This is a genomic window from Phycisphaeraceae bacterium (assembly GCA_019636675.1).
GTDB lineage: Bacteria > Planctomycetota > Phycisphaerae > Phycisphaerales > UBA1924 > JAHBXC01.
Genome location: JAHBXC010000002.1, coordinates 92155 through 114063 on the forward strand (window position 1 = coordinate 92155; position 21909 = coordinate 114063).

20 protein-coding genes are annotated in these 21909 nt (G+C 67.8%); 16 read left to right on the forward strand and 4 right to left on the reverse strand.

Annotation, left to right across the window (positions count from 1 at the left end; genetic code table 11):
* Positions 1-32 precede the first annotated feature (32 nt).
* The 10 genes from KF684_07075 to KF684_07120 all read left to right on the forward strand — a co-directional run bounded on the left by KF684_07075 (position 33) and on the right by KF684_07120 (position 9615).
* Positions 33-800: an NTP transferase domain-containing protein gene (locus KF684_07075; GenBank protein ID MBX3352680.1), complete on the forward strand. Its 768-nt coding sequence runs from the start codon at positions 33-35 to the stop codon at positions 798-800.
* A 255-nt stretch (positions 801-1055) separates the two neighbouring features.
* Complete coding sequence (locus KF684_07080) at positions 1056-1700, forward strand: hypothetical protein (GenBank protein ID MBX3352681.1); 645 nt, start codon at positions 1056-1058, stop codon at positions 1698-1700.
* A gap of 494 nt (positions 1701-2194) precedes the next feature.
* Positions 2195-2665 (forward strand): hypothetical protein, encoded by a 471-nt coding sequence (locus KF684_07085; protein MBX3352682.1) that lies wholly within the window; start codon positions 2195-2197, stop codon positions 2663-2665.
* Between the two features lie 309 nt (positions 2666-2974).
* Positions 2975-3619 (forward strand): hypothetical protein, encoded by a 645-nt coding sequence (locus KF684_07090; GenBank protein MBX3352683.1) that lies wholly within the window; start codon positions 2975-2977, stop codon positions 3617-3619.
* Between the two features lie 266 nt (positions 3620-3885).
* Positions 3886-4518 (forward strand): hypothetical protein, encoded by a 633-nt coding sequence (locus KF684_07095; GenBank protein MBX3352684.1) that lies wholly within the window; start codon positions 3886-3888, stop codon positions 4516-4518.
* 325 nt (positions 4519-4843) lie between these two features.
* On the forward strand, positions 4844-5617 hold the full coding sequence (locus tag KF684_07100) for a DUF4114 domain-containing protein (protein ID MBX3352685.1): 774 nt from the start codon (positions 4844-4846) through the stop codon (positions 5615-5617).
* 300 nt (positions 5618-5917) lie between these two features.
* Positions 5918-6661, forward strand: a complete 744-nt coding sequence (locus KF684_07105; GenBank protein ID MBX3352686.1) for a hypothetical protein — start codon at positions 5918-5920, stop codon at positions 6659-6661.
* A 431-nt stretch (positions 6662-7092) separates the two neighbouring features.
* Entirely contained in the window at positions 7093-7755 is a 663-nt protein-coding gene (locus KF684_07110) for a hypothetical protein (protein ID MBX3352687.1), read from the forward strand.
* A gap of 299 nt (positions 7756-8054) precedes the next feature.
* Positions 8055-8687 carry a hypothetical protein gene (locus KF684_07115; GenBank protein ID MBX3352688.1) on the forward strand — a complete coding sequence of 211 codons (633 nt, stop codon included), beginning with the start codon at positions 8055-8057 and terminating at the stop codon, positions 8685-8687.
* A gap of 238 nt (positions 8688-8925) precedes the next feature.
* Positions 8926-9615, forward strand: a complete 690-nt coding sequence (locus tag KF684_07120) for a hypothetical protein (GenBank protein ID MBX3352689.1) — start codon at positions 8926-8928, stop codon at positions 9613-9615.
* Between the two features lie 65 nt (positions 9616-9680).
* On the opposite strand, the gene rfbB is transcribed toward KF684_07120, so the two are convergent.
* The 3 genes from rfbB to KF684_07135 all read right to left on the reverse strand — a co-directional run bounded on the left by rfbB (position 9681) and on the right by KF684_07135 (position 12661).
* Positions 9681-10697 carry a dTDP-glucose 4,6-dehydratase gene (gene rfbB / locus KF684_07125; protein MBX3352690.1) on the reverse strand — a complete coding sequence of 339 codons (1017 nt, stop codon included), beginning with the start codon at positions 10695-10697 and terminating at the stop codon, positions 9681-9683.
* Positions 10698-10797: 100 nt separating this feature from the next.
* Positions 10798-11673 carry a dTDP-4-dehydrorhamnose reductase gene (gene rfbD, locus KF684_07130; GenBank protein MBX3352691.1) on the reverse strand — a complete coding sequence of 292 codons (876 nt, stop codon included), beginning with the start codon at positions 11671-11673 and terminating at the stop codon, positions 10798-10800.
* A gap of 70 nt (positions 11674-11743) precedes the next feature.
* Positions 11744-12661, reverse strand: coding sequence for a hypothetical protein (locus tag KF684_07135; GenBank protein MBX3352692.1), 918 nt, complete (start codon positions 12659-12661; stop codon positions 11744-11746).
* A gap of 205 nt (positions 12662-12866) precedes the next feature.
* On the opposite strand from KF684_07135, the gene KF684_07140 reads away from it, so the two are divergent.
* From KF684_07140 to KF684_07165, 6 genes are all read left to right on the forward strand, one after another.
* Positions 12867-13937: a hypothetical protein gene (locus KF684_07140; protein MBX3352693.1), complete on the forward strand. Its 1071-nt coding sequence runs from the start codon at positions 12867-12869 to the stop codon at positions 13935-13937.
* A gap of 65 nt (positions 13938-14002) precedes the next feature.
* Positions 14003-16006: an ABC transporter ATP-binding protein gene (locus KF684_07145; protein MBX3352694.1), complete on the forward strand. Its 2004-nt coding sequence runs from the start codon at positions 14003-14005 to the stop codon at positions 16004-16006.
* A 39-nt stretch (positions 16007-16045) separates the two neighbouring features.
* Entirely contained in the window at positions 16046-17161 is a 1116-nt protein-coding gene (locus KF684_07150; protein ID MBX3352695.1) for an anhydro-N-acetylmuramic acid kinase, read from the forward strand.
* Positions 17158-18081, forward strand: coding sequence for an N-acetylmuramic acid 6-phosphate etherase (gene murQ / locus KF684_07155; protein MBX3352696.1), 924 nt, complete (start codon positions 17158-17160; stop codon positions 18079-18081). Before KF684_07150 ends, murQ begins: the two co-directional genes overlap by 4 nt.
* Positions 18078-19622: a hypothetical protein gene (locus KF684_07160; GenBank protein MBX3352697.1), complete on the forward strand. Its 1545-nt coding sequence runs from the start codon at positions 18078-18080 to the stop codon at positions 19620-19622. The genes murQ and KF684_07160 overlap by 4 nt, the downstream gene beginning before the upstream one ends.
* Before the next feature lie 4 nt (positions 19623-19626).
* Positions 19627-20688: a glycoside hydrolase family 3 protein gene (locus KF684_07165; protein MBX3352698.1), complete on the forward strand. Its 1062-nt coding sequence runs from the start codon at positions 19627-19629 to the stop codon at positions 20686-20688.
* Here KF684_07165 and KF684_07170 read toward each other — a convergent pair.
* On the reverse strand, positions 20648-21838 hold the full coding sequence (locus tag KF684_07170; GenBank protein ID MBX3352699.1) for a DNA polymerase IV: 1191 nt from the start codon (positions 21836-21838) through the stop codon (positions 20648-20650). The genes KF684_07165 and KF684_07170 overlap by 41 nt on opposite strands.
* Positions 21839-21909 lie beyond the last annotated feature (71 nt).

A 21909-nucleotide genomic window follows, 5' to 3' on the forward strand; every position in this document is an offset into this window, starting at 1 on the left:
CGGATCACACCACGGACACGGAGCCGACCTTCATGAAGGGCGTCATTCTCGCTGGTGGTCTGGGTTCTCGACTGAGGCCCCTGACCCTCGTCACCAACAAGCACCTGCTGCCGGTCTACGACCGGCCCATGATCTATTACCCGATCCAGTGCCTGCTGAACGCCGGGATCAACGAGATCCTGCTCGTCACCGGGGGCGAGCACGCCGGCGACTTCCTCAAGCTGCTCGGCAACGGGAAGGGCCTGGGCATCAAGGAGCTCCACTACACCTATCAGGAGGGCGAGGGCGGGATCGCCGAGGCGCTCAAGCTCGCGGAGGACTTCGCCGAGGGCGGCAAGGTCGCGGTCGTTCTGGGCGACAACATCATCGAGAAGAACATCCGCCCGGCGGTCGGGGACTTCTTCAGCCAGCGGAGCGGCGCCAAGATCCTCGTCAAGGAGGTCCCCGACCCGCATCGCTTCGGTGTCGCGGAGACCGACGGCGACCGGATCGTGCGCATCGTCGAGAAACCCAAGGAGCCCAAGAGCAACCTCGCGGTGACCGGCATCTATTTCTATGACAACGATGTCTTCGACATCGCTAAGACGCTCAAGCCCAGCTCTCGCGGCGAGTTGGAGATCACCGATGTCAACAACCACTACATCGAGCGCGGCGACCTGAGCTACGACATCCTCGAGGGTTGGTGGACCGACGCCGGGACCTTCGAGAGTCTTCATCGCGCGAGCTGTCTGGTCGCGGAAGGGGGGGCGAACCACCCCTCCCCCGGCGCCGGGGCCCCGGCCAGGGCGTCGGCCCGGTGAACGCCCAAGGGAACGCCGGCAGGACCGACACAGGGCGCCCCCGTTCAAGGACGCCCCGGTTACCCAGTGTGACGGCTGTACCCGGGAAACCCCCTAAATGTTGTCTGAGAGGGTGGTTGTGAGTTGGGCCCACCCAGAATCCGTGGTATCATCGTGTCGGGATCGGGCGTGCGAATGCATGTCCTGAATCAACGACCTCGGGCTTTGGAACAGCCCGGGTGATGGATGAGAGAGATACACGGAAAGAGGGTTTTTATGGTTAAGAACTTTGTATGCACCGCTGGCGCTCTGGCGCTGACCGCTGGCCTCGCGTCTGCCGCGGGGATCATGCAGCTCGATGTCAACAGCCTCAACGCGCAGGCGCTGGACTCGGGCGGCAACACCACGGTGTTCGGAGGCACCACGCACACCGGCGCGATCCGGCTGTCGCACTCGATCAATTCGAGTCTGACCGAGGTTCTCCTCAACAGCGTTGGGCAGAATATCGCGTCGGGCCAGCTCGCGACCTTCACCGGCACCATCAACATGGTTCTGGGTCAGGTCACCGGCGGCAGTTTCGCGCTGACCCTGAATAACACCGACACCTTCACGACGAACATCATGAGCGGTTTCGGTCAGGTGAACACCCAGGCCGGTCAGGGCTTCAGCGTTGACGGCCTGACCTTCAACGGCGTGTTCAGCAGCACGACCTTCGCGGGCGTCAATATCGCCCCGTGGTTCAACACCCAGCCCCTGGACGGCTCGTTCATCAACTTCGCCTTCAACCCCAACGCGAACGGGTTTGACTCCGACGCGGATGTCGACATCTTCCTCCGCACGGGCATCATCCCCACCCCGCTCGCGGGCGGGATGGCCGGCCTTGGCCTGTTCGGTCTGGCGGCCCGTCGTCGTCGCGCGTAAGTCGTTCGGAGAGCCGAACTTCAGTTCAAATGCTTCCTGCAGGGCCCCGTGTGATCGCGGGGCCCTGCTTCGTTTTTGATCCGGACACGGGCGCCCATCGTTGAGTCTGAGCAACGGGCCGAAGCGTGGGTGGAATCCCGGATTTCGGGAGTCCTTTGCCAGACGCCCCCTAGAAAACCCTTGTTCTACAGAATTCCCAGTTTTCGTCTTGGGACGGCGGCAACTTATGGTACCATAACTGGGTCAGAGGTTGCGATCACGGTTCGAACGCGGTCATGAACATGGGGAGCGGCTTCGCCGCGGTGTTCTGATCGCTCTTAGGAGGTGAAGACATGACTGGGAAATTGTGCGCAGTGATTGCGGCGGGACTTGCCGCTACGGCTCTTCCGGCGACTGGAGGGATCCTCCAGCTCGACATCAATTCGGTTGCCGCGCAGGCGTTTGGGCCTGCGGGCGGCGCTGGCCCGTTCGGTGGCGTGGGCCACACCGGGTCCGTGCATCTGTCGTCGAACGCGAACACGAGTCTCGCGGAGATCCTTCTGGACGGCGTGTCGCAGAATGTCGCCCCGAACCAGCTGCAGTCCTTCAACGGCATCATCAATCTCGTCGGCGGCAATGTTGTCGGCGGGAGTTTCTCGATGACCGTCGTGGGCGGCGCGACCTTCACCACGCAGATCCAGAATGGGGCCGGTCAGGTCAACACTCAGGCGGGTCAGGGATTCCGCATCGATGGCCTGCTCACCTCGGCGCTGTTCAGCTCCGACCCCTTCGCGGGTGTCGCGATCACGCCCTGGTTCAACGCGCAGCCCCTCGACGGCTCGTTCCTGAACTTCTCCTTCAGCCCCAATGCCAACGGGTTTGACGGGGACACCAGCGTCGACATCTTCCTGATCCCCACGCCCGGCGCGGTGGGGGTTCTGGGTGTCGCGATCGCCGGCCTGGCCGGGCGTCGTCGGCGCGGGTGAGGCGGGCGCAGGCCCTCTTTCCACATCCAACGGTTTCTTTGGCCCCGAGTCGCATCTCGGGGCATTTTTTTTTGTCACGACCTGATCGGTTTGTGTCAGGAAGTATCCTGATCCATCGATCCGGTTCGTCGCCGGGGGATTCTCGTGTTTTTGTGAAAAGCATCGTTTTTGCGCTTCCCGAAGATGGGGGTGCCCGTGTATCCTGCTCTCACACGTCACCCGGCCGCGAGGCCACAACAAGTCTCGGTCGAGAACATGGGGTTGCGGCTCTGCCGCAGCGTTCTCGGGCGAGATGCAGGAGGAGAGAGAATGACCACGGGCTTGAAGTTCGTCGCGGTTGCCGCGACCGCATTCGTGTCCAGCACTGCGCTGGCGGGCATTTTGCACCTTGATGTGAACGCGCTGCGCGTCCAGACACTCGGCGCGACCGGCGGGCCGAGCGCCTTCGGCGGCCTGAATCACACCGGCGCGCTGCAGCTCAGCAGCGGCGTCAACTCGCAGCTCGCCGACCTGTTCTTCGACGGCGTGCAGCAGAACATCGCGTTCGGCCAGCTCCAGTCGTTCACCGGGACGATCAACCTGGTCAACGGCGGCGTGACCGGCGGCAGCTTCGCCATGACGCTGAACAACGGCGACACGTTCAACACGAGCGTGCAGGGCGGCATCGGCCAGGTCGCCAACCAGATCCTGCCCGGCGGCGTGCAGGGCTTCTCCATCGACGGCCTGACCTTCGGCGGCGTCTTCAGCGGCAGCATGTTTGCCGGCGCTGACATCACCCCGTGGTTCAACGCGCAGCCCCTCGCCGGCTCGTTCATCAACTTCGGGTTCAACCCGAACTCGAGCGGGTTCGACGCCGGCGCCGACCTGGACATCTTCCTCGTGCCGACCCCGGCCGCTGGTGGTGTCCTGGGCATCGCGATGCTCGGCTTCGGCACGCGTCGTCGCCGCGCCTGAGCCCGGCCTGAACCGATCGGATATCTCCTCCGCAAAGCACGGCGTCCATCGCCGCGCTTTGCATTTTTGAGATCTCGTCCCCGTGCTTTCACTGGCCCGGGGAAGCGTGTGATCTCGATGCGCGTCGCGCCGCGAAGGGCGCGAAGGGTGTGCGTCGTGGTAGGGTGTTTTCGGCAGCGCGCGCGCCGGGCGGTGTCCGGCGCGCCGCGCTGAGGGGAGACGCCGCGCCGCACAGGGCTCGGTGGTCTCGAGGCGGAGGATCAGCCATGAGCGTCACTCGGATCATCGCGTGCGCGGGCTTGCTGGCGTCGGGGTCGGCGTGCCTTGCGCAGCTGCGGATTGATGTCATCGGGCTTCAGGTCGATTCGTTCGACATCACCGGCGCGCCGTCGCCGTTCGGGGGTGTGACCCATTCGGGGACGGTCGTGTTCACGAACGGGGCCGCATCGGCGCTGCAGGATGTCTCGATCAACGGCGCGTCGCAGTCGATCACCCCGATGGCGTTGAGCGCATTCACGGCGTCGATCGCGCTCGCCAACGGCGTGGTGAGCGGTGGTGATCTCCAGATCACGCTCACCAACGCGGAGACCTTCGCGTGCGACTTTGCGAGCGGGGTTGGGTTCGTGAGCGTCGCGCCGGCCGGGGGGTTCGTGATCGACAACACGGCGGTGTTCAACGGTCTCTTCAATGCCAGCACGTTCGCCGGCGTGAATGTGAGCCAGTGGTTCAACGCGCAGCCGCTGAACGGGACGTCGATCAGCCCGTTCGTGTTCAACATCCTGCGCGGCGATGACGGCGAGGGGGCGGAGTTCAGCGTGATCCTCGTGCCGGCGCCGGGGTCGGGCGCCGCGGTCGCCTTCGGGCTTCTGGCGTTCGGACCGCGTCGGCGCGGGTCGTAAGCGACCGGGTGTTCATCGAATGTGCTTTGTTCAGGGCCCTGCGTGTCGCGCCGGGCTCTTTTTCGTTTTCGGGCGTGTGACTGCTGGCCGCGCCGGCTGGGGAAGGCGGGGCAGTCCGAGTGCGCGCGGTCCGGGAAGATGCCTTGTGGCGATGGCCGGCGCGCAGCTGCGTCGCGTCGGCTCGCGAGAGAGCGGTTGAAAGCGCTTTGTCGCGGCGCAGACTGATTGGTCGGCGAGGCGTGTGGCCCGTCGGGGCCACGATGCCCATCGCGACGGGGCGTGCACAGCGACCGTCGGGCGGCAGGGATTGCAAGGAGAACTCGAGATGCGTTATCTGACCATGGCGGTTGTGGCTGCGGCGGGCGTGAGCGGTGCGGCGCTTGGCGCGAATGACTACTCGTTCGTTCACGCGGCGCCGGGCGGGGAGCTCGGGCACGCGTCGATCCTGAACCTGGTGTACTCGGGCGCCGCCAACTCGGGCGCGTTCACTTCGTTCGGCGCGCTGAGCTCGACGAGCCAGAAGAACGGCTCGTCGCTCGTCACGGCGCAGGGGTATCAGTCCTCGGCGCTCACCTTTGTTCGCATCCAGGACCGGGGCGGCGTGTCGCCCCTGCACCTGAACGGGATCAACTGGGGCGTGGGTCAGGACAAGAACTGGGCGGACGGCGTGGTGGATGTTCGCGTCGAGGCGAAGTACGCCGGCGACAGCCACGTGTTCGGCTGGCACAACGACGCCGGCGACGGCTCGTTCCAGGCGATCGCGCCGACGACGCCGGGCACGACGGTCGATCAGGTGTCGCTCAGCACCGCGTTCCGCTGGGGGCTGAAGGACACCACGACCGGGAAGTCGTACACCTCGGACGAGACGACGAACCACGGCGGGCTCGACCAGCTGGTGACCTACGCGATGTTCGACACGGCGTCGTCGAAGATGCTGGGCTGGCTGTTGTTCTGGGAGGACCGGCACGGCTCGGGCGCTGACTACGACTACAACGACGCGGTCGTGGAGGTCCGTCTGATCGCGGTTCCGACGCCGATGGCGGCGGGGCTCGGCGCCGCCGGGATGCTGGCGATCGGCGCGCGTCGTCGGCGCGCCTGAGTGTGAAGATGGGCAAGAGAATGGCGCGCGGGCCCGGCGAAACACGGGCTCGCGCGATTTCTTTCTGCGCGTGAGTCGTGCGCGCCGGTGATTTCGCCGGCGCGTGCGCCGATGCTTTCACGGGCGCATGCCACCACCGGTGTAAGCGTGGGATCTGTTGAAAACAGGTGGTTTTCGAGTGGTTTTCTCGCGAGTGCGCGAGGCGTCTTCCACTACTCTCCTTCTGTTGATCGGGCGCAGGATGGTCTTGCGCTGCGGGCGACATCGAGGCCTTGACGGTCTCACGAAGGAGAAAGAGCTATGAGACGAGTGACTTTCGGCGCGTGCGCCGCGGTCGCGTTCGCCGGTGTGGCGGGCGCGGCGGAGGACTACACGCACGTGCGCACCGGCAGCGAGCCGAGCCACCTGCAGCTGCTGAACAGCGTGTACGGGGGCGGGTTCAGCGCGTTCGGAACCGCGACGGCGTCGGACGTCGGCGGCACTGGGGCGCCTGTGGCGAACTCTGTGATCGGCTACTCCAGCACGAACTGGATTTTCGCGCGCGTGCAGGACCGCAACGGGTCGAGCCCCCTGAACCTCAACGGGGTCGGCATCGTCGGCGCCCAGGACACCGGCTGGGCCGACGGGGTGATCGACGTGCGCGTCACGGCGAAGGTCGCGGGTGACTCGCACACGTTCGGCTGGTACGACGACGCCTCGGCGAGCGGCTTCCAGGCGATCACCCCCACGGTCGTCGGCAACACGGTTGACAATGTCGCGCTGAGCACGCAGTTCCGCTGGGGTCTGGACACCTCCTCGAGTCTGTCGCTGACGTCGAGAGAGAGTGACAACCCGAGCGGGCAGGACATGATGGTTACCTACGCGATGTACTACAACACCGTGTTCTACGGGTGGCTGCTGGCGTGGGAGGATCGCACCGGCGGGGACTTCGACTACAACGACGCGTGGATCGAGATCGCGCTGGTGAATGTGATCCCGACCCCTCTTGCGGCGGGTATGGGTTCCGTGGCGATGGGTGGGCTGATGCTGCGCCGTCGGCGCTGAACCGAGACTCGACCCAGGGACGGGTCGGGACATCCAGTGTGCTGCCGCGGCCGATCCTTGACGATCGGCTTCTTTTTGCCCCCCACAAGTGGCGGATGCGTTCGTCCGATAAAGGAGGCCCTGGCCGGCTTGCGGCGGGGTGTGTGTAAGCCGCTGAATCAGAGAGGTTTATCCGGGAGTCCGGGAATGTTTCCGGAGGTGTTCAGACGGTAAAGATTGCCCAGATTTCGGCTGCGGGTCTCGAGAAAAACATTGACACGCACCCGAGTTGGGGTATCTTTACGGTGTTCGATGCGGGAGAACCGGTCTCGTTCGGTAAGGGCATGTGCCCAGAGCTCAGGCCGGCGCACGAACCAATGAGTGATGAGGGATCGCGGACGGAGAGAACAACAACCGCCGCGAGAGTCATACAAAGACGGGAGAATGGGATCATGAGTATGAAGACGACGATTCTTGCGGCTGCGGCCGTTCTTGCGACTGCCGGCAACGCGCTGGCCGTCACCGAGCTCCAGCTCGACATCAACAAGGTCGAAGCCCAGGCCAAGCGCGCCAACGGCAACAACGGCTGGGGCGGCCTGACTCACACCGGCACCATCCAGCTCAGCAAGGGTGTCAACACCACCCTCGCCGGCGTGCTGATCGACGGCGTCGTTCAGGCGACCACCACGATGACCGTGACCGCCTTCACCGGCGTGATCAACCTGGTCAGCGGCGGCGTCACCGGCGGCAACTTCTCGCTCCTCATGAGCGACGGCAGCACCTTCAACACCGACATCGTCGGTGGCTCCGGCGTGGTCGTGAACCAGGTCCTGCCCGGCGGCGTCCAGGGCTTCTCGATCGACGGCCTGACCTTCAACGGCCTGTTCAACAGCTCCACCTTCGTGGGCGTCGACATCTCTGACTGGTTCAACACCCAGCCCCTCGACGGCTCCTTCATCAACTTCGCCTTCGCCCCCAACGCGATGGGTCGCTCGACCAGCGACATCGACATCTTCCTGCCCGCTGGTGACGAGCCCCCCGTGATCCCCACCCCGCTCGCTGCGGGCATGGGTCTGGTTGGTCTCGCCGGGCTCGCGGCTCGTCGTCGCCGCTAAGTCCTGCTCAAGGACCGATAACTCAAGTACCTTCCAGCACGGCCCTTCTGGGGCCGTGCTGTGTTTTTAGGAGCCTCCGGCGTTACGAATGGATGAAGTTCGATTTCCTGCGTCAAGAACCCTTGCGTTACCCCCGACAATGGTGTAGGATTGTGGTGGAAGCGGCCCGCACAGCCGTGACCCCTTTGCACCACCGGCATGCACAGACCGGCGCAAAGGCACAGGGATAGGTTCACTTGGAGGAGTCCCCGGGTTTCCCCCCGGGCATACTTGGCGAAAGCCGAGACAGGGAGTCAGACATGATTCGTCATTTGAGCGCTGCTACGGCTGCTGTCGTCGCGTTTACCGCCGGGTCTCAGGCTGCGCTGATGCAGCTCGATATCAACGGCATCCAGATCAACGCCGGTCGCACCTTCGACGGCGTGACCCACACCGGCATCCTGACCCTCACCGACCCGGCCGGCGGCGTCCTGCTCGACATCCTCGTCGACGGCGTCTCCCAGGGCGGCGCGGCACTCGCGAATGTCGAGGGCGAGATCTTCCTGAGCAACGGCTTCGTGACCGGGGGCTACCTCATGGTCATGGACGGCGACGGCGACACGTACTTCGCCACCATCGGCGAGCTCGGTCGTGTCAACGCCCAGGCGGGCCGCGGCTTCCAGATCGACGGCCTGACCTTCAGCGGTGTGTTCGGCACGACGGTCGCTGATCCTCGCAGCGGCTTTGTCTTCGGCAACACCGATGTGTCCGCGCTGTTCGGCGCCAACGCGTTCAACGAGTCGCTCGTTGGCTCGTTCCTCGTCACCTCGTTCAATCCGAACGCCAACGGCTTCGACGAGCGCGCCGACCTCGACGTGTTCATCCTGCCCACGCCCGGCTCGGCCGCGCTGGCCGGCCTCGCGGGTCTGACGATCCTGCGTCGCAAGCGCTGAATCAGCCCGGGGTATACCCCGGCGCATTCTGACTCTGAACCGTGAACCCCTCTCGCCGGTCGATCCTCCATCGACCGGCTTGTTTTGTTCTCTTCCGGTGGTCGTTGAGGAAGAGCCCCCCTTAGAACCGGTGGTTTGTCGGGCTATTCCTCAACCGGGCAATGCTTATCCTGATGTCTGTAGGTCGAGCACTTCGCTCGTGCTTACGGTCAAAGGAGCATGTGCTATGGCGGGCTTGATGACATTCGGAAAGCGTGCCGCGTTGGCCGCGGCGGGTCTGAGCATCCTCGGCTGCGCGGCCTCGGTCGCGACTGGCGCGACCTACCGGCTTCGGGATCATCCCGACGGCACGATGAACCCGCCTCCCTACGGGTTGCGCCTCGACTCGCTCTTCGCGGGTCAGGCCGGCGCGGCCGGGGGGGCGACGACCTTCTCCTTCGTCGACGTGATCATGCGCGTCATGACGACGGGCTCGGGCTTCACGCTGCACATCAGCGGTGATCTCTACGGCGGCGAGGACAGCGGCGTCGGCTACGGCTACGCAGAGGGTCAGTACCAGCTCGACTACAGCTACACGATGAACGTGACCGCCCAGGGCACGGGGTATCTCGCGACGCCCGATGTGACAAACAATATCGGTGTGTTGACGGCGGTCACCGGCGATGCGGCGGGGCAGACCTTCAACCTCTTCGACGTCGCGGACAACAGCGGCAGGTCGTTCCTGTTTCTGCAGGACGACTTCCGTCTGGCGGGCACGGGCATGGAGGGCATGGGTTTCTGGGTCGGGCGCGGGTGGCTCGGCGTGGAAGGCCAGTCCAACAGCGCGACTCGCGACTTCCTGTTCGTCGCGGACCTGATCCCCACGCCGCTGGCGGGCTCCCTCGGGTGCGTCGGGCTGCTCGGGCTCGCGGCGCGCAGGCGTCGCTGATCGCCGACACGGTCATCACTGCAGTCCGACGCGCGACCCTTGCTCCCGGGGTCGCGTTTTTTTGTTCAGCGCTTGCCGTACTGCTTCTCGTAGTACGCGGCGTACTCGCCGCTCTTGACGCGCTCCCACCACGCGCGGTTGTCGCGATACCAGTCGGTGGTGGCGCGGAGCGCGTCGGGCCATGCGCTGCGCGTCGGCTCCCAGCCGAGGTCGCGCCGGATCTTGCTGGAGTCGATGGCGTATCGCCTGTCGTGTCCGGGTCGGTCCTGGACGCGCCGGATGAACGAGTCGTCCTTGCCCATCAGGGAGAGGATGGTGCGGGTGAGTTCGATGTTGGAGCGCTCGTTGTTGCCGCCGATGTTGTAGACCTCGCCGGCGACGCCGCGCTCGAGGACCGCGAGGACCGCCTCGCAGTGGTCTTCGACATGGAGCCAGTCACGCACATTGAGCCCGTCGCCGTAGAGGGGCACGGGCTTGTCGTCGAGCAGGTTGGTGACGAAGAGGGGGATGACTTTCTCCGGGAACTGGTAGGGGCCGAAGTTGTTGGAGCAGCGCGTGACGACGACATCGTCGTGGAAGGTGTGGAACGCGGCGCGCACGAGCATGTCGCTGGCGGCCTTGCTCGCGGCGTAGGGGCTGTTGGGCGCGATGTGGGTTTCTTCGGTGAAGAGCAGGTCGCGGCGCTCGAGGGGCAGCGAGCCGTAGACCTCGTCGGTGCTGACGTGGGCGAAGCGCCTGCCGCCGGCGGCGCGTGCCGCGTCGAGCAGGGTCTGCGTCCCGAGCACGTTGGATCGGAGGAAGGGCTGGCTGTCGATGATCGAGCGGTCGACGTGGCTCTCGGCGGCGAAGTGGGCGATCGCGTCGCACTCGCTCGCGAGCGAGCGCATGAGCGCGGCGTCGCAGATGTCGCCCTTGACGAAGCGGTAGCGAGGGTTCGACTCGACATCGCGCAGGTTCTCGAGGTTTCCGGAGTAGGTGAGCGCGTCGAGGTTCGTCACTCGCCACTCCGGCCTCTCGCGCAGCACGAGGCGGACGAAGTTGGATCCGATGAAGCCGGCGCCGCCGGTCACGAGAAGATGCATCGTTGGTCGTTCCTTCCGGGGGTGGACGCGTTCTGCTCTCACTGTCGGCGTTCGGGGCCTTCCCGCTTGCAGACGAGCGCCGGCCCTGCGAGGTTCGTGCTCAGGGGGCGTGCCCGGCGCGTTCGAGGGTGCGTGACAGGGCGACGCGCCAGTGGGGGATCGCCCCGGTGACGGCTTCGGTCTCTGCGAGGTCGAGCACGCTGTAGGCGGGTCGGCGAGCGGGGCGGGGGAACTCAGCGGAGGAGCAGGGCTCGACAACGCACGCCGGGTTGACCCGCGCGGCGATGTCGGACGCGAACTCGAACCAGGTGCACTCGCCGCCGTCGGTCGCGTGGCGCATGCCTCGCGACCCGTGCTCGAGCAGGCGCTCGGTGATCCAGGCGAGGGTTTCGCAGCTCGTTGGGCGCCCTCGCTGATCGTTCACGACACGGAGTGACGACTTCTCTCGCGCGAGTTTCGCGATGGTGAGCACGAAGTTCTTGCCCCAGGGCGCGTAGAGCCAGCTGGTGCGCAGGCAGAGCCAGTCGGCGGCGCTCCGTTCGAGCTCGCGCTCGCCGGCCAGTTTGCTGCGCCCGTAGGCGCCGATGGGGGCGCGCGTCGCGTCGATCGCGTAGGGCAGGGAGGCGTCGCCGGGGAAGACGTAGTCGGTGCTGAAATGCGCGAGCGTTGCGCCGACCTGCGCGCACCGGCGCGCGAGGAGGCCCACGCCGACCCCGTTGACCAGAGTCGCGGCGGCTTCGTCGGTCTCGGCGGCGTCGACGTTGGTGTAGGCGGCGCAGTTCACCACGAGGGTCGTCGCCGGCCCGATCGCGCGCTCGACGCTGTCTGCGCTGGTGATGTCGCACTCGGCCCGGGCGAGGAATCTCGTCTGCGCTTCGCGGCACGGGGACTCGCCCCGTTCGACGCGTTCGCGGAAGGCCCGTGCGAGCATCGCGTCTGCGCCGAGAAACAGGATGTCGCCTTCGAACACGCGCACGATGCGAGGATATCGACGCGTCGGGGTCGCGTGTTTGGAGGGGGTGCGGAGTTTCTCGCGCCTGCCTGTGTCAGGCCGAGCGGCGTCGGCGGGCGCCGAGCAGGGAGAACAGCCCGATGCCGCCGAGGAGCCCGGCCGTGGGTGCAGGGATGGCCGGGGGGCTGCCCGTAGCGGGCCCGTCGTCGTTGTCGAACGGGCCATTGGGGCGGTGAGTGTCGGGCCTGGGGCTGGGAGTCGGGGTCGAGGCGAAGGTCGGGTCAACCCAGGCGAGATCACCGAGATCGATGATGATGATCACTGGCTGGGGCTGCGTCGGCTGCGGCGCAGGTGCGGGCGCAGGGCTGGGCGCAGGCGGGATGCGATCGGGGTTGACCACCGGGGCGAGCCCGTCAACGCTGGGCGGGAGCACGGGGAGCTGGAGTCCCGAGCGGCCGCTGGAGCCGCCGCCACCACCACCGCCGCCGCCGCTCGCGCCGGTGGCGCTGAACATAAGTGCGCGGGCGATGCCTCCGAGCGACGCCACGCGTTCGGGTTCGGGGCTGCGCAGTACGCGACGGGGCGTGTCTCGCTCGAGGAGGTCCTGCCCCATGGTGAGTGCGCCGAACTGGGATTCGCCCTGCTCGATGGAGCCGGTGCGCCAGTACTCGGCCATATCGCGGTCGCCGCGATGCATCTCGGAGAGCAGCGAATCCCACACCAGCGCCTGCTGCAGGGCCGCGAAGGTGGCGCTGCTGCGCATGGCCGGGAGGTTGAGCGTCGTGGTGGAAGCGCGCGGCTCGGCGCCCGACTCATGGCGGACATAGCCGGCGGCTTCCGCGAGCGTCGGGCCGACGACGAGATCCATCAGCGGCAGCGAGCTCTGGCGATACGCGTCTTCGAGGTTGAGCGACGTAGGGATGCTCAGAACGCTGGCCGCGTTCGCCGCGATGGGCACGCACGAGAGCGCAAGCGCCGCCAGCAGCGTGGAGGAGCATCGCGCATCGCACATGAAATGACGAGAATCTCTCCGCATCGATCTCCCTTCGTGCGCCCCTGCGGCGAACGAAGCCCATTCACTCAGTCTAAAGATACCCTCGAAAGCACTAGAGTACAACCATGATTCGGGGGAATCAGCCCATCTTCACTCTCCCCGAACGGATCGAAAAGTCCGGTGTTACGACCGGGTGCGTCCGGCGCTATCGTCCGATAACAGTATGTCAGAACTGACATTCCATCGATTACGCGGCACGCCGGGCGACCAGGGGATTGTCCTGGGCGGCGCGCTGGGGCACATCCTGCACCGCGCGGCCCGGGCACGCTATCTCGACGAGATCTCCAGCCAGACCGGCGTTTCCCCCGGGGTGGTGAGAGCGCGGGCGGGAGCGTGGCTCGACTCGCTCCCGGTGCATGTCATCGAGGAAGTCGACGGCATGGCGCTGGGGGCGACCCGCGCGGGGGCAGGGCCGATCAGTTCGCTCGACATCGCGACATGGCTGTACGCCGACATCGCCGGGGGCGGCGGGGCGGCCTGCTCGGCGATCAGCGTTGAGATCGATCGGCGCTCGTGGGTGGCCCGGAACTGCGACTGGTACCCAACCCAGCTTCTCCGCGGGCACAGCGTGGTGGTCCACGACCACCCGGCCGGCTCGGGCCGGATCCCGACCATGGCGCTGGGGATCGCCGGGGACATCGACATCGACACCGGGATGAACGCCGCGGGGTTATGGCTGCACGTGCACACGATGTACGCGACCGACGAGCCCGATCCCGGGAAACCCTGTCTCTCGTGGCTCTTCTGGGCGCGTGAGGCGCTGGAGACCTGCTCGACCATCAACGAGGTGGACGCGCTGCTGGGGCGCATCGATCGCGACCGCGGGATGATCCTGATGGTGGTCGAGGGGAGGACCAACGCCAGGGCGGTGTTCGAGTGCGCCCGGTCGCGCCACGAGCGCCACGACGCAGGGCTGGGCTTTCAGTGCGCGACGAACCATCCCGGCGCGAAGCAGCCTCGCGACCCGGAGCGCCTCGCGCGGTCGCGCGCCGGGGGAACGATCCTGCGTCGGGCGGCGGTGGAGTCGATCGCGTCCTCGCACCACGAGTGGGACCCGCCCACCGACCTGTTCGCGCTCCTAGCCGACCCGGGCGTGGAGATGCGCGACGCGAAGCATCTGAAGACGATCTACGCGGCGGTGTGCTGCCCCTCGTCGGAGGAGGTGTGGTTCTGCGCCGGCCCGGCCCCCGCCGCGAGCAGGGGGGTCTGGTCGCGCGTCCCCTGGCCCCGGTGAGAATGGCGGCCCGAACATCGGCCTGAATGAATCTTCAGGCCTGATGAAGGCGATAGGATTGGCTGATGCCCTTCCACCCCCGCCGCACGAGCGCGGCGAGACCTTCCAGCAGAACCCGGTTCGCCGAGTACCGCGCCGCTCGCAAGGCTGCGTCGAAGTCGGCCCACGCGCAGCCGGGGAAGGGGATGGACCAGCTCCGCGCCCCGGAGCACGACGAGAAGAAGCGTCGGCGCAGCCGCTCGTTCGGGGCGCTCGCCAGAGCGTTCTGGGGTGTTCTCGATGGCAACCGGCACCTGCTCTATGCGTCGCTGGCGACGCTGACGGTGTCCACGGCGATCGGGCTGGCGCTCCCGGCGTCGACGAAGATCGTGATCGACTACATCCTGACGGATTCGCCCGGCCCGGCCGGTCTGCCCGGGTGGGTTCCCGGCTCGCGCGAGCCGATCGCGCTGCTCGTGAACCTCTGCGTCGCGCTGATGGCGCTGACGGTCGTGAGCGTGACGATCGGGATGTGGGGGCGTTGGCAGATGACCAAGCTGACGAAGCGCACGCAGGTGATCCTGCGCCGGCGCGCGTTCGAGCACGCGGTCCACCTGCCCCTGCACCGGGTGCAGGCGCTGAAGTCGGGCGGCGTGGCGAGCATCCTGCGAGAAGACGCCGGCGGCGCCGCCGAGCTGATCTTCTCGATGATGTACAACCCGTGGCGCGCGGTCGTCCAGCTGCTGGGCACCTTCGCGATCCTGCTCTTTGTCGACTGGCGTCTGCTGGTGGGCGCCGTCACGCTCGTGCCCATCATCTGGGTGACGCACAAGACCTGGATCGGCACGCTGCGCCCGATGTTCCGCGACATCCGGTTCGCGAGGCAGGGCATCGACGCGCGCACGACCGAAGCGTTCGGGGGCATGCGCATCGTGCGAGGGTTCTCGCGCGAGCGGCGGGAGTCGTCGGATTTCGTCACCGGCAACCACTTCATGGTCCGCCAGGAGATCCTCGCGTGGTGGTGGTCTCGCGCCATCGACATCGCGTGGTCGCTCATCATCCCGCTCGCGTCGTCGGGCGTGCTGCTCTACGGCGGCTGGCAGGTCCTGCAGGGGCGTCTCACCATCGGCGATGTGATGATGTTCTCGGCGTACCTGCTCATGCTGCTTGGCCCGCTCGAGACGCTGGCGTCGACCGCGACGCAGATCCAGACGAACCTCGCGGGTTTCGACCGGCTGCTCGACCTTTTCCGCGAGCCGCGCGAGTTCGCCGATCAGCCCGAGGGCAGGCGCCTCGACCCGGCGCAGGTCCGAGGCGGCGTGACGCTCGAGGGCATCACCTTCGCCTACCCCGGGCAGGACGAGCCGGTGCTGTCCGACATCGATCTCGATGTCCGGCCGGGCGAGGTCATCGCGCTCGTGGGCCCCTCGGGCGCCGGCAAGACCACGCTGTGCAACCTCGTCGCGCGGTTCTACGACCCGACCGTCGGGCGCGTGTTGCTCGACGGCGAGGAGCTGCGCGAGATCGAGGTCGATTCCTACCGCCGGCTCCTGGGCATCGTCGAGCAGGACGTGTTCCTCTTCGACGGCACGATCGGCCAGAACATCGCGTACGCCAACCCCGACGCGCCGCAGAGCGACATCGTCGACGCCGCGCGCGCCGCCAACGCCCACGATTTCATCGCCAAGCTCGAGATGGGGTACGACACGCTGATCGGCGAGCGGGGCGTGCGCCTCTCGGGCGGGCAGAAGCAGCGCCTCGCGATCGCCCGCGCCCTGCTCGCCAAGCCGCGCATTCTCATCCTCGACGAGGCGACCTCCAACCTCGACACCGAGTCCGAGCGGCTGATCCAGCGCTCGCTCACACGGCTCATGCAGGGCAGGACCTGCTTCGTCATCGCCCACCGGCTCTCGACGATCCGCAACGCGGACCGCATCGTGGTCCTCGAAGGGGGGCGCATCACCGAGGTCGGCTCGCACGAGGAGTTGCTCGCCAAGGACGGGCGCTACGCCGAGCTGGTCAAGATCCAGCTCGACGAGGGCGAGCAGCGAGAGAAGGTCCGCGAGGGCGTCGGCCCGACGACCCGGTGAGCGCGTGCAGGCGGACGCACTTCATGCGATGATCCCGGCGTGACCACGCGGACAGTCTTCGGCTTCATGACCGGCACCTCGCTCGACGCGCTCGACGGGGCCGCGGCGCGCCTCGAGGGCGACGGTCTGGCGATGCGCCTCGTCTCCATCGACGCGACCGTCTCGATCGGCCTGCCCGAGCCGCTGCGCGCGACGCTGGGCGAGCTTTCATCCGGGGCGCCCTTGCCCATCGCCCGCGCGGTCGGGGCGGCGCGCGAGCTGGGCGTATTGCACGCGATCGCGGCGCGAGACCTCATCGCCCGGGCGCGCCTTCCCGATCTTGTCTGCGCGCACGGGCAGACGGTGCACCACGCGCCGCCCGATTCGCTGCAGCTTTTCAACCCCTGGCCGCTCGCGCTCGCCGTCGGGCGCCCTGTGGTGTACGACCTGCGCGGCTCCGATCTCGCGTGCGGCGGGCAGGGCGCGCCGATCACGCCCATCGCCGATTGGGTGCTCTTTCGTGCCGCGGGCGAGACTCGCGCCGTCGTCAATCTCGGCGGGTTCTGCAACCTCACGCTGCTCCCGGCGGGTGGCGGCCCCGAGCGCGTGCGCGGGTTCGATGTCTGCGCCTGCAACCATGTGCTCAACGCCGCGGCGCGCCTCGCGCTGGGGCGACCGTTCGACGAGGGCGGCGCCGGCGCGCTGCGCGGGCGCCCGGTCGACTCGGTCGTGAGTGCGGTCCTCGACGCGCTGGGCGCGCAGCGCGGGCAGGGTCGGTCGCTCGGCAGCGGCGACGAGGCGACAGCGATGATCGCGGCGGCGGCGCGCTCGTGCGCCGGGGACGATCTGGTCGCCTCTGTCACGCGCGCCGTCGGGATGGTGATCGGGGAATCCCTTCGAGCGCTTTCGCCCGTTCCTGGGCGCGTTCTGCTGGCCGGGGGGTCCGCCAGGAATGCCGCCCTCGTGAGGGAGATCGCCCGCGCGTGCCCGGAGACGCCCGTCGTCACGACCGACGCGCTGGGCGTCCCGGCGGCGCACCGCGAGGCGGCGGGTTTCGCGGTGCTCGGCGCGCTCTGTGCTGATCGCGTGCCGATCACGCTGGCTTCCGTTACCGGCGCGAGGGGCGACGCGCCGATCTCTGGTGCGTGGATCGATCCCAGGCCCAACCAGCGATGAGCGGCGCACGCGACATCCCGCCCGACCGTTCGCGCGTCTCGACCGAGCGGCGCAACCCGCGATCATCGTCGCTGGACGCCCTGTCGGTCGCGGAGTGCGTCCGACTGATCAACGAGGAGGACGCGACGGTCGCCGGCGCAGTCGGGAGGGCCGGCGGGGCGATCGGGGCCTTCATCGACGCGATCGAGCCGGGTTTCCGCGCCGGGGGGCGGCTGGTGTACCTAGGGGCCGGGACCTCGGGGCGCCTGGGCGTGCTCGACGCGAGCGAGTGCCCCCCGACATTCTGCGCCGAGCCGGGGCGGGTTGTCGGGATCATCGCCGGGGGCGACGCGGCGCTGCGGAAGTCGTCGGAGGGCATGGAAGACGATCCGAACGGTGCGCACGACGCGCTCGACGCGCTCGCGCTGACGAGCCACGACGCGGTGCTCGGCATCGCGGCGGGCGGGACGACGCCCTTCGTCCTGGGCGGCGTGGCGCACGCGAAGACGAGCGGCACGGTGACGGGGCTGCTGACCTGCGCGCCGGTGCTCGCGAGCGTGCGTGCCGTCGATCACCTTCTCGTCGTCGACACCGGGCCCGAGGTTGTCACAGGATCGACGCGAATGAAGGCCGGGACTGCGACCAAGCTCGTCCTGAACACGATCACCACCACGCTCTTCGTGCGCTGCGGCAAGGTGTACGAGAATCTGATGGTGGATGTCCGCGCCACGAACGCGAAACTGCGCGACCGGGCGGCGCGGATCGTCGCGGAACTCACGGGCCTGGCGCGCGAGGAGTGCTTCATGCTGCTCGACGAGGCGGGGGGGAGCGCGAAGACCGCGATCCTGATGCGGCGCACTGGGCTGACGCGCGAAGCGGCCGAGCGTGCGCTCGCGTCGCACGACGGGTCGCTGCGCGCGGCGCTGGGCGGGAACGCATGACGGGCCTCGCCACGCTCGCGCAGTCCGGTCGGCTTGCGATCCCCGATATTCTCGTGATCGGCGGGTACTTCGTGTTCGTCGCAATCGTGGGCGTGCTCGCGTCGCGAAAGCGCGAGACATCGTCGGACTTCTTTCTCGCGTCGCGGCGCGTGCCCGTGCTGGCGGCGGCGGTGTCTGTCATCGCGACCTCGCTCTCGGCGGTGACCTTCATCGGCGGGCCGGCCGACTCGTTCGCGGGCAATCTGACCTACCTCTCGCTCAACCTCGGCGCGATCCTGGGCGCGCTCATCGTCGCGCTGTTCTTCATCCCAGCGTTCTATCGCGCGCAGGTGACGAGTATCTACGAACTGCTGGGCCAGCGCTTCGGCGCGCCCACGCAGCGCGGCGCCAGCGCGATGTTCCTCGTCGGGCGCATGCTCGCCAACGGGGTGCGCCTGTTCCTCGCGGCGATGCCCGTCTCGCTGCTGGTCTTCGGGGATACTTCGGCCCACAACCTCCTGCTGTCGGTGGGCATCGTCACGCTCGTCGCGACGGCGTACACCGTGGCGGGCGGCATCCGCGCCGTGATCTGGACGGACTGCGCGCAGGTGCTCATCCTCGTCGTCGCGATCACCGCCAGCGCGATCGTGCTGCTCAACGCCATCCCTCTGTCGTCCGGCGAGATCGTGGGCCTGCTGCGAGAGTCGACCGCTGCCGACGGGTCATCGAAACTCACGCTGCTCGACACGCGGACCGACCCGGCGCTGCCCTTCACGATCTGGAGCGCCTTGATCGGGTTCACGCTGTTCAATGCGGCCGCGTACGGCACCGACCACGACCTGGTGCAGCGGACGCTCACCTGCAAGTCGGCGTTCAAGGGCTCGTCGTCACTGCTGCTGGCGATCGTGCTGGGCGCGATGGTGTCGAGTTGCTTCCTGATCGTGGGGTTGCTGCTCTTTGTGTATCACCAAACCGCCGGCGTGCCGGCGCCTGAGAAGGCGTCGGATGTGTTCCTCGAGTTCCTGCTGCGCGACATGCCGGCGGGTCTGCGAGGGCTCGCGCTCGCCGGGCTGTTCGCCGCGGCGATGGCGTCGCTCGATTCGGCGCTCAACGCGATGTCGGCGTCGTTCGTGCGCGACCTCGTGAAGCCGGCGCGGCCTTCGCTCAGCGAGCGCAACGCGACGCGCCTGGCGCGGCTGGGCGTCGTGCTCGCGGCGGTCGCCGTCGCGGGCTTCGCGTGCCTGTGCGTGCCCCTGCAGCGCGCGAGCGGCGAGGGCGTGCTGCCCTTCGCGCTGGGCGTCATGATGTACGCCTACACGGGATTGCTCGCGGTGTATGTGACGGGCCTCTTCACGAAGCGCGGGTCGAACGCGTCGTGCTTCGCGGCGTTCGGTGTGGGCGTGCTCAGCGTCGCGGCCCTGCAGTTCGGGCCGGCGATGCTCGAGGCGAGGGGTGTCGCGCAGGATCTCCCCCGTTTCTCGCTCGGGTGGCGCATGGCGATCGGGTTTGCGCTGTCGTTCGCGGTCTGTCTTGTCGGAAAGGCGCCGGCGCGTGCGGCGTGACTCGATGCGTCAACTCGCGGGAAGAACGATCATGGTCGGCGTGCGCGGCGCCTCTGCGCGAGACGACGCGCTGAAGCGTGATGTCGACGCGTGCCGCGAAGCCGGGTGCCGCGCCGTGGTTCTGTTCGACAGGGATGTCCCGTCCGGGGGGGCGAGAAACATCGAGTCGCCTTCGCAGGTGAGAGACCTCATCGCGTTCCTTCGCGAGGCGTTGGGCGACGACCTGCTGGTCGCGATCGATCAGGAGGGCGGGTCGGTCCAGCGACTCAGGGCGGAGCGCGGGTTCGTCGAGTCCCCCTCGGCGGCCGATCTGGCCATGATGTCGCTCCACGAGCGTGCCGAGCACCATCGCGCGACGGTGGCGCAGCTCCGCGATCTGGGCATCGGGATGAACTTCGCGCCGTGCGTCGATCTCGCGATCGATTCCGCGTCGCCGATCATCGCGGCCAAGGGACGGTCGTTCGCGAGCGAGCCGGCGCGCGTGCTGGCGCTCGCGCTGGAATCGATCGAGGCGCACCGGGAGGCGCGGGTCGTCGCGTGCGCGAAGCATTTCCCCGGCCACGGCAGCGCGTCGTCCGACAGCCACCTGGGCCTGCCGGATATCACCGAGGCGTGGCGCGAGTCTCGCGAACTGGCGCCCTTCGTCGCGCTCGCGCACGAGGAGAATCTCGCGATGATGACGGCGCACCTGCTGCACCGGGGCGTGGACGCGGACTTACCGGCGTCGCTCTCGCGCGTGTGGACGACCGGGGTGCTGCGCGAGCGGCTGGGGTTTGATGGCGTGGTCGTGACGGACTCGCTCGACATGCGCGCCGTCACGGATCGGTTCCCGGCTGGGGAGGCCGCGGCGAGGGCGATCGGCGCGGGAGCGGACCTCGCGCTCGATGCGAACAACATGCCCGGAGCGGTTCGCGCGTGCCCAGCGCCCGAGATGGCCGGGGCGATCGCGCGGGCGGTGGAGGACGGGACGATTCCCGAAGAGCGCCTGCGCGAGGCGGCGGCGCGGGTCGATGCGCTCGTCGCGTTCACTCGCGCTTCCGACGGTCCGCCGCCGACGCGCGCCTGATGGCGCCCTTCCCGAACTTCTCGACGATCGCGTCGGTGGCCTTGTCGACGCCGCTGCGCCTGGTCTGTTCTTCGACGGCGAACAGGCCCAGTTGCGTCTGCTCGCCGATGTTGCCCACGCTGGCGCCGATCAGGCGTACGGGGCGGAACCCTTCCTTCGTCGTCCAGGATTCGAAGAGCGAACTGGCGATCTGCCAGATGGTTTCGGTCTGATCGGTCGGCGAGTCCATCGACGCTGCGCGCGTGATGGTCTGGAAGTCGCCGAAGCGGATCTTGAGCGTGACGGTGCGACCCTTCAGCCCTTTCCGGCGCAGGCGGCGCGCCACATCCTCGACCTGCGCCAGCAGCACGGCGCGCACGGCGTCCGGGTCGGTTAGGTCTTCGCCGAAGGTCTGCTCGTGCCCGACGGATTTCGCTTCGCGATCGGGCGTGACGGGGCGGTCGTCGATCCCGTTGGCGAGGGCGTGCAGGCGCTCGCCGTAGGAGCCGAAGGCGCGCTCGAGCGTCGCGACGCTGGTCTGCGCGATCTCTCCGACGGTCCGGATGCCCAGCCGGGAGAGGCGCGACTGCGACGCCGGGCCCAGCCCGGGGATGACGCTCGCGTCGAGGGGCCAGAGGACCTCGCGCACGCGGTCCGATTCGATGACGGCGAGGCCGTCGGGTTTGTTGAGGTCGCTGGCGATCTTGGCGACGAACTTGCACGACGCGACACCGACGGAGCAGGTGAGGCGCGTCGTCTCACGAACCCGGCGCTTGATCTCGCGCGCCATCTCGATCGGGTGGCCCAGCAGGCGGACGCTTCCGGTGACATCGAGGAAGGCCTCGTCGATGCTGAGGGGCTGGACGAGGGGGGAAAAGGATTCGAGGATCTCCATAACGCTGTCGCTGGCTTCGCGATAGGCGTCGCCCTTGCCGCGGACGATGATGGCCTGGGGGCAGAGGCGTTTGGCGACGGCCATGGGCATCGCGGAGCGGCAACCGAACTTCCGGGCCTCGTAACTGGCGGCGGCGACGACGCCGCGCGGGCCGTCGTGCCCGACGAGGACGGGCTTTCCTCGGAGCGCCGGGTCGTCGCGCTGCTCGACGGACGTGAAAAACGCGTCCATGTCGACATGGAGGATCGCGCGTCCTTCCCAGGGTCGGTCGCTCATGCAGGGGGATGGTAGCGAGGGTCGGGGGCTGTTCGGAACTCCAGCGTTGACCCGCGGTAAGCCGAAGGGAG